The sequence below is a fragment of the Nonomuraea sp. NPDC051941 genome, assembly GCF_044593615.1.
Genome location: NZ_JBIUCF010000051.1, coordinates 101533 through 111569, shown reverse-complemented (window position 1 = coordinate 111569; position 10037 = coordinate 101533). Strand labels below are relative to the sequence as shown.

Sequence of the window (10037 nt, the reverse complement as noted above, 5' to 3'; positions counted from 1 at the left end):
AGTACCTCGGCCCGTCCGGATCCATCGACGTGACCGTCAAGCTGCCCACCGGCTCCCGCATCGAGGCGAAGGCGGCCGCCGCCGAACTCCGGACCGCCGGCCGCCTCGGCGAGGTCGCCTTCGACGGCGCGTACCGCCAGATCACGCTCGAGGAGACCGCGAGCCTGCGCCTGACCGCGACCGACGGCGACGTCGAGGTCGCCCGCCTGGCCGGCCCCGCGCAGATCAGCACCGCACGGGGCGACATCCGCATCGCCGAGGCCACCGGCGGCAAGGTCGTGCTCCGCACCCAGTCCGGCGACATCGCGATCACCGCCGCCGCCGGCGTCTCGGCCGCGCTGGACGCCGGCACCACCTACGGCCGCATCACCAACGCCCTCAAGAACAACGGCAGCACCGAACTCGACATCCACGCCACCACCTCCAACGGCGACATCACCGCCCGCAGCCTGTGACCCGCAGCCTCCCAAGGAGAGGCAGACCAAGCCCGCCGACGACGAACGGCCCCGGTCCATCCATGCGGACCGGGGCCGTTCCGGCTCCAAGTGACCAGCGTGCCCGTCGCGCCCCTGCACGAGGACGGCGCGGAGGGCTGTCCTGCGGCGGTCAGGTCTCCATCGGGTTCGCCTGCAGTGCGTCCGCGCGCTCCAGGGTGGTGAGCCACTGGGTCACGACGGCGTCGATGAAGGCGTCGGTGACCTGGCCGCGGTCGAGGAGGAGCCTGGCGAGGACGGGCCCGTACAGCAGGGTGTATTCGTCGTCACTGATCCGAACGCCCGAAGGCTCCAGCAGCTTGTTCAGGGCGGCGTGGCGGTCTTCGCCGATGCGGACGAGTGCCTGGGCGCTGTCGGGGTCGTGGTCGGCCTGGGCGGTGACGGCCAGCACGGCGGTGCGCATGGCCGGGACGTTGACGCCGGCGCGCAGGCTCTTCAGCCAGGCGGTGGCCACGGCGCGCACGTCGCTGCCCGGTTCGGGGTAGGTGCCGAGGTCGGGGCCTTCGAGGATGAGATCGAAGAGCAGCGCGGCTCGGTTCGGCCAGTGCCGGTAGAGGGTCTGGCGGGTGACATCTGCCCGCTCGGCCAGCAGGGCATAGGTCAATCCGGCCGGTCCGACCTCAGGTAGCAGTTCTCGCGCGATGGTCAGCACATGGTTCCGGGTGCGCTGCACGCGCGGGTTGCTCGGGGTCGGCTGACGGCGGTGGACCGGCTGCTTCATGCCATCACCCTAACAGGCAATCACACACGATGTGTGATTGACATCACAGTTCAAATCATACACAGCGTGTGATAAATAGAGAGGGTAATCACACGCAATGGATGATTCTTACGTGTGCGGTTCCCTCTCCTCAGGAAGTGCCTGATGTCCACTGCGATCACCTTCTCCGAGTACGGCGGGCCGGAGGTCCTCACCCTGTCGGAGGTTCCGCCGCCGGAGCCGGCTCCGGGTCAGATCCGTATCCGCGTACGGGCGGCCGCCGTCAACCCGATCGATGCGCGGATCCGCGCCGGGATCATGCAGGACGCCTTCCCCGTCGAGTTCCCGCACCTGCCTGGGTGGGACGTGGCAGGCGTGGTCGACAAGGTCGGCGAGGGCGCGAGCTTCGCGGTCGGCGACGAGGTCTTCGGCGTCGCTTCGGTGGGCGGCTACAGCGAGTACGCACTGCTGGACCGGCCGTTCGCCAAGCCGAAGCAGCTGTCGTACGAGACCGCGGCCGGCATGATCACGGTCGGCGAGGCCGCCTACCGGGCCTTGGAGCACCTGGGGATCGACAAGGGCCAGACCTTGCTGATCCACGGCGCGAGCGGCAACGTCGGCACCATCGCGGTGCAACTGGCCGCCGCTCGCGGCATCGCCGTGATCGGCACAGTCGCCGAGCGGGACATCGAGCGGGTCGATCGCCTCGGCGCGACCGCCGTGCGCTACGGCGAGGGCTGGGCCGAGCGGGTCAAGGGCGCGGCCCCGAGCGGCGTGGACTTTGTCTTCGATGCCTGCGGCGCGGGCGTGCTCGCCGAATCCGTCACCCTGGTCGGCGATGCGGGCAAAGTCATCACCATCGCCGACCCGTCCTTCGCCCGGCACGGCGTGCGGTTCACCGGCATGAGCCCCGAGGACCGTTTCCCCGAGGCCCTGCCGCAGCTGGCCGACCTGATCGCCACCGCCGCGTTCGATCTCCCCGTCTGGCGGGCCTACCCGCTCGGCGAAGCCGCCCAGGCCCACGTCGACATCGAAGCCCGCCGCAACGAGGGCAAGATCGTCCTCCTCCCCTGACCCCTGGTCACCGCCTCACCCGAGCTCAACGAGGCCGCGGCCCCAACGCGCTCCACCGACCGGCCACGAGCACCGGAAACCGATGGAGCCCGCACCACCCTCCCGCCGCTGAGGCGGGCGCGGACCTCGCCGCCGCATTCGAGGTCCGGGGCCAGAAGCGGAACTGCACACCCTGGCCACGCACCCGGCGTCAGCACGCAGCCGTCCGCCCCACCAGCACCAAGATCCTCTGAAAGATGGCTGACCATGTCACCTCGCACCCTGCCCGAACCCACGTTCGCACGCACTCGCCTCGGCTCCGGCCCCGGCCTGCTCCTCGCCCACGGCGCCGGCAGCAGCCTGGCCAACACCTACGGCCCCATCCTGGAAGGTCTCGCCGCCCGCCACACCGTCGTCGGCATCGACTACCCCGGCAGCGGCGACACCCCCGCTCCACCACCCCGCTGTCCGTCGACGACCTTGCCGACCAACTCGTCGCCGCCGCCGATGCGGAGGGCCTCGACCGCTTCGCTCTGTCCGGGTTCTCCCTCGGCGGCTCGGTCGCCATCCGCGCTGCCGCCCGTCACCCCGAGCGCGTCACCGCACTCGTCCTGACCGCCACCTTCCAGTACCGCGACAACCGGCTCGCTCTTGCCTCCTCGGTCTGGAGAAAGATCGCCGCGTCCGGCGACCGCGAGACGCTCGCCGAATTCCTGCTCATGATGGCCCTCGGCACCCAGGCGCTGGAGTCGATGTCGTCCGAGCAACTGCAGGAGACCCTCGGCTTCGCCGCCGCCACCGCAGCCGACGGCTCTCCCGAACAAGTCGACCTGGTCGGCCAGGTCGACGTCCGAGACGACCTGGCCGGCATCAAGGTCCCCACCTTGGTCATCTCGACCACCGACGACTGGGTCACCTCCACCGCCCTGCACCGCCGGCTCGCCGAGACCATCCCCGGTGCCCGACTCGCCGAAATCGCCGGCGGCCACCTCCCGATGCTGGAGCGAACCGACGAGTGGTTGCAGCTCATCTCCGACTTCCTCGGCAAGCACTGAAAGCACACCATCTGTGGGGCCACGCAGCGAACATCGGCGCGGCCCCACGACCTGCCTGCGCAACCCCAGCGTCGCACCGAATCAGGCGCCAAGCCACGCGTCCGCATAGCCGCGACAGGGCATTCTTTCCCTTTTCTATTGCTATATCGCTTTTGACGTATATGTCGATTACCTGGCGTTGGGTCCCATCTGGCGGATTATGACTAGTTTTGAGACAGGGCCGGTCATGCCACGCCAAAGGCCGGAACCCGAGCCTGAACAGACGAGTGTTGCCGCGGTACGCGCTAGACCGGGCGTCGATTCGGCGGGGCCGGAGGTGTTCCTATGAGGGCTGTCGCCGTCCACTATGGGCTACGGGATCATGCCATGACGGCCGTGAAGATCCTCGCCGTCGCGATCGCCTATTTCGTGGCCGCCAAGCTGGGGCTGCGACTACAGCTGGTCCGAGGGCAGGTGACGCCGTTGTGGCCCTCGACGGGAATCGGGCTGGCCGCCCTGCTCATCTTCGGCCCCCGGATCTGGCCGGGCATCACCCTCGGCGCCTTCCTGACCAACGTGTCGATCGGGCCGACGATGGCCGCCGTCCTGGGCATCTCCGCGGGGAACACGCTCGCGCCGGTCTGCGCCTACCTCCTGCTCGAGCGCGTGGGCTTCCGCATCGAACTGGACCGGCTGCGTGACGCGCTCGCCCTGGTGTTCCTCGGTGCCCTCGCCGGGATGCTGGTCAGCGCGACCGTCGGCGCCGGCTCGCTGGTGCTCGCCGGCGGGCTGCGGCCCGGCGAGTTCTGGCCCGCATGGTCGGTGTGGTGGACGGGCGACGCGATGGGCGTGCTCGTGGTCACGCCGCTCCTGCTCGCGAGCCGCACGACCCGGCTGCCGCGGGACGCCCACCCGCTCCGCTGGGTCGAAGGGGCGGCGCTGCTGCTGGGCACCTTCCTCGTGACGCTGGTGGCGACCGCGGGCCCCATCAACCTGCTCTTCCTCGTGTTCCCCTTCCTGATCTGGTCCGCGCTGCGTTTCCAACTCCTCGGGGCCGCGGCGTGCGCGCTGATCGCGTCGACGGTGGCGATCGTCTCCGCCGCGCGCCACTCCGGCCCGTTCGCCCAGCACGACCTTTTCCTCAACATGGTCGCCCTCCAGGCCTTCAACGGCTCCGCTGCGCTGACCGCGCTGCTGCTCGCCGCGATCATCGCCGAGCGCAACAAGGCCCACCAGAACATCAAGGACGTCTGCGCCCGGCTCAACGAGGTGGCGCACCGGCTTGCGCGTGACAAGAAGCTGGTCATCCGGCTGCCGCCCCCACGCGCCGGCGAGCGGAGCAGGGATCGGTCGCAGTAGCCGGAAGATCGCTCTCTCGTTTTCGGCGCCTCCGACTTCGGACTGGGAGACCAGCGGCATCATTTCACCCAGATCTCCTGCAGGACCCGGTAGTCGAGCACGACGATCCCCTCGCTCCGCAGGATCTCGCGAGCCTCGGGGGAGGTGAGGAACTCGTAGTCGGTCCGCCGCACGCGCCATCCGCCGGGCTCGATCGCCCGTGCGTCCTCGTCTCCGAGCCCCGGATGGACGGCCCATTCGCTCAGCCCGACGGGCACCTCGCGCAGCAGCCTGGCGTACGTGGCCGCCTTGCCGTCGAGTTCGAGTCGGAAGCTGTCCAGGAAGTCGTGGTCGACCACCGGCAGCCCGCGCGCCCGTACCTTCTGGCGGGCCGGGTCGAGCCAGGCCCGCACCGCCAGGCCGTACTCCTGGGCCAGCGCCACCGTCAGGTCGAAAACGTCGGCGCGTCCGCCATCGGCCAGGCAGTGCCAGTCCAGGTGGGTGGGCGCCAGCCCGCTGTCCGTCACGGCGGCGATCTGCGCGCGGAACTCGCGCTCCACCTCGTCGAGGCGGGCCTGGGCGAGCAGCTCCGGTACGCGATCGGGCGTGAACAGCTCACCCGCCGCATCGAGCAGCGACGGCACCTCCTCCTTGGCCGCCAGCGGCCCCCACCTGCGGCGAGGCGTGTCGCACACCAACGTCAGATGGATCCCGAACGGGATCTCCGGCCGGTCGCGCAGCAGCCGCATGGCGTGCTCCGCCCCCGGGCAGGGCGTCATCAGGCTGCACGAGCCCGAGATCCCCTCCTCGATCGAGCGCACGACCGCGTCGTTGATCGCCCGGTGCATTCCGAAGTCGTCGCTGTTCACGATCAGCAGGCGCGCGTCGGGCTCGAACCCGGGGAGATCGTTCATGCTCCAAGCCTGCCGGGCGCGAAGGGCGACATCCAACCGGTTTCCGGCCCGCTACGGCCGTACGGAGCAGGCGCCTGCCCACCCGGGACGAACCTACGGTTACACGGCGCGGATGGTCGGCTCGACGCGTACCGGGAAGTTCACGGAACTGGCGATGAAGCATGCCTTGTGCGCGTCTTCGTGCAGCTTGGCGGCGGCATCGGCCATCTCGGGCGACGTCACGGTGACGGAGGGGCGCAGCACCACCTCGGTGAAGTGGCCGCCGTCCGCGGTCTCGGCCATGGTCCCGACCGCGTTGTCGACGTACTCGGTGACGACGACGCCCGCCGTGGCGCACTTGTGCAGGTACGACAGCATGTGGCACTGGGACAGCGAGCCGACGAGGAACTGCTCCGGGTTCCAGCGTGTCGGGTCGCCGCGGAAGGCCGGGTCGGAGCTGGCCGCGATGGCCGGCGGGCCCTCTGCGGTCAGCTCGTGCTCGCGGCCGTAGTCACGGTAGCCGCTGGTGCCGGTGCCCTTGTCGCCGGTCCAGGTCACCACGACCGGGTATGTGTGCTCGCGGGTCATGCTTCGTCCTCCTCGCTGTGGGTGATGTTACGGGTGTCGAGTACGTGTGCGCGGGCGACCCTGGCGGCCTCCTCCGGGTGGCCCAGAACGATCGCGGCGACGAGCTCCTCGTGCTGGCCCGACACGTACGTGGGCCGCGACGGCGGCGCCAGCGAGCGCAACGTGGACACCTGGATCTGATCCCAGATGCGTTCCAGCGCGTGCAGTGCCATCGAGTTGGCCGCCAGCTCGGCGATCACCCGGTGGAAGCGGCGGTTGAGCCGCACGGCCTCGGCCAACCGCCCCTCGGCGGTGGCCGTGGCGGTTTCGATCGCGATCTCGCGGAGCGCGGCGAGGTCGGCGGGGGCGATGCGGCCCTCGCGCTGGCGGGTCGCGGCCAGCTCGGCGGTGAGCGCCTCCAGCGCCGCCCGCACCTGGTACGCCTCGTTCAGGTCGCCCTGCTCCAACGCCACGACCACCACGCCGCGCCCGGAGGGCTGCACGAGCCCGTCGGCGGTCAGCGCGCGGAGCGCTTCGCGGACGGGGGTGCGGCTCATGTCCAGGGCGGTCGCGACCTCCATCTCGGTCAACCGCGCCCCGGGCGGGTACGTGCCGTTGAGGATCAACTCCCTCAGCCGCCTCCGCGCCACATCGGTCTGCATGCGGATCAGGTTAGCGGACGGCATACATTGCATGCAATGGACACACTGTATGCAACCCGCCTCTGTTTGACGGGAGTTGCGGGTTGGCGACGGGAGTGAGGCTGGCGGTGCCGAGGGTCATCGGGTTGGCGGCGGTAGTGGGGTCGGCGGTGCCGGGGGTTGCCTGGTCGGCTCTTTTACGTTGGCCCATGAGATCAAGCTCGATGGCGACCGCGTTCGAGGTGAGGGGCGCCGCGAGTTCGGGGACGGCTTTGTCGGTCCGGGTCTCGCCCGAGGGGGACCTGGGAGCTCATGGCTTCCGGCGCCTGCGGCGAGCCCTCCCATGATCGGCCCGCGACAAGGTGATGGCGGCGTGTGACACTCGTCGAGTACGGCCTTCCGATTCATCACAGAACCGTTCTCGCGCAGAAAGGGCTGAGATGCCGCGCTGGCTCAAGGTCGTGATCGCGGCGACGTTGCCGTCGACGGCCGGGGTTCTGGCCTGGTGGATCTGTGTGGCGAACGGGCTCGGACTGGACAGCACGAGCATCGTCGTCGGTCTGGTCGTCCTGCTCCCCGGAACGCCGCTCGCCATCTGGGCCGGTCAGGCGGAACCGGGCGCCGGCCCGCCGTCCGGTTCGAAGCGGGACCTGCGCACGGTCGGTGACGTGCCGCGCGAGCCGAAGGCCTTCCAGCCGCGTTCGGATCTGAGCGAACGCATCGACAAGCTGTTCTCCGCCCGCCGCACGGCGGCGGTGTGTGCGCTGGTCGGGGGACGCGGCGTGGGCAAGACCCACCTGGCGGCCGCCTATGCCCGGCGCTGCATCGAACGCGGCATCCCGGTGGCGTGGCTGCACGCCGAGACCGTCGACCAGCTTCACGGTTCCGTGGATCAGCTGGCCACCGAAGCCGGGTTACGCAGCGACGCGGACGACCCGGCGACCGTGGCCCGCAAGGTCAGAGCCTGGCTTCAGGAGCGGCGCGGGCCGTATCTGGTCGTGTTCGACAACGGGACGGACCCCGATCTGCTCGCGCCGCTGCTCCCGTCGCACGGCCGAGCTCGCGTGCTGATCACCACCAATGATCATTCGTTCGAACGGCTCGCCACGATGGTTGCGGTGGAGCAGTTCACAGAGGCCGAGGCGGTGAAGTACCTCCGCACGCGGGTGGGCGCGGACGACGAGGGCTTCCGGTTACTCGCCGAGGAACTGGACCGCCTGCCGCTCGCCCTGGGCATCGCCGCAGCCGCCCTGGTCGGCCCGCCGCGCCTGTCGTGCGACTCCTACCTGGGGCGGCTGCACGCCACCCCCATCGAGGTGCTCCTCGCGCGGCCTCGCGGAGAGCAGTACCCCACCGGAGTCGCGCAGGCGATCATGCTGTCGGTCGGGCAGACCGGCCCGGCGGCCGCGCGCCTGCTCGGAGAGTTGTCCGTGCTGTCGACCTCCGGCGTCGGGTTCGAGCTGCTCGGCCCGCAGGCGGAACCGGCTCTGGCCGAGCTGGGCGCACGATCGCTGGTCACCTTCAGCCGGAGCGACACGACCGCGTTCGTCCACCGCCTCGTCCGGCGTGCGGTACGCGATCAGGCCGGACGCGACCGCACCCTGGCCGAGCTGATCGAGACAGCCGGGCAACGGCTGTGCGTGGCGGTCGAGGACGTCTCCGACCAGGACACCTGGCGGAAGTTCCCCACGATCATGGCGGTGTCCGAGCATGCGGCGGCCTTGTGGGAGGCCGTCGAGCAGGTCCCCGACGACGAGTTCGCGCACCTGCGCGCGGCGGCCGAGCTCGTGCTGCGGGTCCGCCACGTCGTGGCCTCCCATCTGGTCTATCTCAACGACGGGCTCCGGGCCGTCCCGGTCGCCGAAGCCGTCGTCAGGGGGCGCGAGAGGCTCCTGGGCGCTGAGCACCCGGACACCCTCGCGGCCCTGCACACGCTGGCGCACGCCTTCGAGTACGCCGGCCAGGCGATGAAAGCCGCCGCCCTCTACCAACGCGTCGCGGCCGACCGCTCCCGCGTCCTCGGTGACGATCATCCGGATACGTTGTGGTCACGCGCGTCGGTGGCCTTCTCGTACACGATGGGAGGCAGGGCACCGGAGGCGGTGCCGATGATCGAGCAGGTGGTGGCCGACCAGGAGCGGGCACTCGAACCCGGCCATCCCACCCTGCTCGCGGCGCGCTATTTCCAGGCGTACACCAACGTCGAGGGCGGCCGGCCCGAGCGCGGCATCGAGCTGTTCCAGCGGCTGATAGCCGATCACGAGCGGCTCTTCGATCACGACTATCCCGATACCTGGGTCGTCAAAGGACAGCTCGCGCGCGCTTACAAGGCGGCGGACAGGGCCGATGAGGCCGTCCAGCTGTACGAGCACGTCGCCGGGCAACAGGCGCGGCTGCTGGGCGCAGACCATCCCGACACGCTGATCACCCGGCACGGCCTGGCCACGGCGTACGAGGCAGTGGGACGGATCGCGGACGCGCTCGCCGAGTACGAATGGGTCGTGAACCGGTTCGAGGCCGTCATGGGCCCCGAGCAGACGCTGACCAAGACCGCCAGAGACGACCTGGAGCGCGCCCGCCGGAGTCTCCGGCTGAGGTGATCGGTGGCGGGGGGTGAGGTGGTCAGTGGGAGTGGGCCTCGTGGAGAGGGGATCCGGCGAGGCGGGCGGCGATGACGCGGGCGAAGGTGGGGCAGTGGAAGATGCCCTCCGGGTGCCCGCAGGCCAGGCCGTGGGCGATGGCGGTGCGCGCGGCCTGCGCCTGGGCGATCCGTTCGTCGAGCTCGGCGAGCTTGCGCTCATGGAGCTCGCGCCAGGCGTCGACGTCTTCGTAACGAGAGGTGATGAGCACCTTCAGCTCGCGCAGAGAGAAGCCCACATCCTGCAACGAAAGGATCAGGCCGACGATCGCCAATGCCGAGGCGGGGTAGCGCCGTTGGCCCGAGACCCGGGTCGGGGCGGGGAGCAGGCCGAGCTCTTCCCAGTAGCGCAACGCCGAGGTGGCCACACCGGTGGTCCTGGCCAGCTCGCCGATCGTCAACAGCTCGTCCGGCTCGGCTTCAAGGGCACTTGGAGCCGTTGACCGGCGCCCGTGAGATCGAAGACGCTCAAGCAACCCGTGATAGCCCAGGTCGTACGTCAGTTCGGCCGGCTGGCCGGATACGTCATGGCTCACCGCGTCTCCAATCGCCAACGCAACCGCTGGGTGGTGTCCCAACTCGACGTCGGACCAGGTGTCGGCCCCGGTCTGGCCATCGCCGAGCCGGCGCGCCACGCCACCCGAGGACGAATCTACGGTATCGACCGTTCCGTGGTTAT

At 70.1% G+C, this 10037-nt stretch carries 10 protein-coding genes; 5 read left to right on the top strand and 5 right to left on the bottom strand.

All coding sequences use genetic code 11. The features are described 5' to 3' along the window. Positions 1–455, top strand: a 455-nt coding sequence (locus ACIHFD_RS54230) for a DUF4097 family beta strand repeat-containing protein (protein WP_397373585.1), incomplete at its 5' end; no start/stop codon positions are given. A gap of 151 nt (positions 456–606) precedes the next feature. On the opposite strand, the gene ACIHFD_RS54225 is transcribed toward ACIHFD_RS54230, so the two are convergent. Then, positions 607–1215, bottom strand: coding sequence for a TetR/AcrR family transcriptional regulator (locus ACIHFD_RS54225; protein WP_397373584.1), 609 nt, complete (start codon positions 1213–1215; stop codon positions 607–609). 144 nt (positions 1216–1359) lie between these two features. Here ACIHFD_RS54225 and ACIHFD_RS54220 point away from each other — a divergent pair, with 144 nt between their 5' ends. The 3 genes from ACIHFD_RS54220 (at position 1360) to ACIHFD_RS54210 (ending at position 4640) form a co-directional block, all read left to right on the top strand. After that, complete coding sequence (locus ACIHFD_RS54220) at positions 1360–2268, top strand: NADP-dependent oxidoreductase (RefSeq protein ID WP_397373582.1); 909 nt, start codon at positions 1360–1362, stop codon at positions 2266–2268. A gap of 236 nt (positions 2269–2504) precedes the next feature. Next, positions 2505–3302 (top strand): alpha/beta fold hydrolase, encoded by a 798-nt coding sequence (locus ACIHFD_RS54215; protein ID WP_397373581.1) that lies wholly within the window; start codon positions 2505–2507, stop codon positions 3300–3302. Between the two features lie 366 nt (positions 3303–3668). After that, the gene (locus ACIHFD_RS54210; RefSeq protein ID WP_397373580.1) at positions 3669–4640 is read left to right on the top strand and encodes an MASE1 domain-containing protein; all 972 of its coding nucleotides are present in this window, start codon (positions 3669–3671) and stop codon (positions 4638–4640) included. Between the two features lie 59 nt (positions 4641–4699). On the opposite strand, the gene ACIHFD_RS54205 is transcribed toward ACIHFD_RS54210, so the two are convergent. The 3 genes from ACIHFD_RS54205 to ACIHFD_RS54195 all read right to left on the bottom strand — a co-directional run bounded on the left by ACIHFD_RS54205 (position 4700) and on the right by ACIHFD_RS54195 (position 6741). After that, positions 4700–5533: a polysaccharide deacetylase family protein gene (locus ACIHFD_RS54205; RefSeq protein WP_397373579.1), complete on the bottom strand. Its 834-nt coding sequence runs from the start codon at positions 5531–5533 to the stop codon at positions 4700–4702. 99 nt (positions 5534–5632) lie between these two features. Beyond that, positions 5633–6100 (bottom strand): OsmC family protein, encoded by a 468-nt coding sequence (locus tag ACIHFD_RS54200; protein WP_397373578.1) that lies wholly within the window; start codon positions 6098–6100, stop codon positions 5633–5635. Next, entirely contained in the window at positions 6097–6741 is a 645-nt protein-coding gene (locus ACIHFD_RS54195) for a GntR family transcriptional regulator (RefSeq protein ID WP_397373577.1), read from the bottom strand. Before ACIHFD_RS54195 ends, ACIHFD_RS54200 begins: the two co-directional genes overlap by 4 nt. Before the next feature lie 419 nt (positions 6742–7160). Here ACIHFD_RS54195 and ACIHFD_RS54190 point away from each other — a divergent pair, with 419 nt between their 5' ends. Next, complete coding sequence (locus ACIHFD_RS54190; protein WP_397373576.1) at positions 7161–9320, top strand: tetratricopeptide repeat protein; 2160 nt, start codon at positions 7161–7163, stop codon at positions 9318–9320. A gap of 22 nt (positions 9321–9342) precedes the next feature. Here ACIHFD_RS54190 and ACIHFD_RS54185 read toward each other — a convergent pair whose 3' ends face one another. Beyond that, positions 9343–9993, bottom strand: a complete 651-nt coding sequence (locus ACIHFD_RS54185) for a MerR family transcriptional regulator (RefSeq protein ID WP_397373575.1) — start codon at positions 9991–9993, stop codon at positions 9343–9345. Positions 9994–10037 lie beyond the last annotated feature (44 nt).

What these genes read in the sequence shown, in the direction of transcription:
- ACIHFD_RS54195 (WP_397373577.1), bottom strand. Translation starts at nt 6,741, where the DNA reads ATGCAGACCGATGTGGCGCGGAGGCGGCTGAGGGAGTTGATCCTCAAC.
- ACIHFD_RS54205 (WP_397373579.1), bottom strand. Translation starts at nt 5,533, where the DNA reads ATGAACGATCTCCCCGGGTTCGAGCCCGACGCGCGCCTGCTGATCGTG.
- ACIHFD_RS54210 (WP_397373580.1), top strand. Translation starts at nt 3,669, where the DNA reads ATGACGGCCGTGAAGATCCTCGCCGTCGCGATCGCCTATTTCGTGGCC.
- ACIHFD_RS54220 (WP_397373582.1), top strand. Translation starts at nt 1,360, where the DNA reads ATGTCCACTGCGATCACCTTCTCCGAGTACGGCGGGCCGGAGGTCCTC.
- ACIHFD_RS54200 (WP_397373578.1), bottom strand. Translation starts at nt 6,100, where the DNA reads ATGACCCGCGAGCACACATACCCGGTCGTGGTGACCTGGACCGGCGAC.
- ACIHFD_RS54225 (WP_397373584.1), bottom strand. Translation starts at nt 1,215, where the DNA reads ATGAAGCAGCCGGTCCACCGCCGTCAGCCGACCCCGAGCAACCCGCGC.
- ACIHFD_RS54215 (WP_397373581.1), top strand. Translation starts at nt 2,505, where the DNA reads ATGGCTGACCATGTCACCTCGCACCCTGCCCGAACCCACGTTCGCACG.
- ACIHFD_RS54190 (WP_397373576.1), top strand. Translation starts at nt 7,161, where the DNA reads ATGCCGCGCTGGCTCAAGGTCGTGATCGCGGCGACGTTGCCGTCGACG.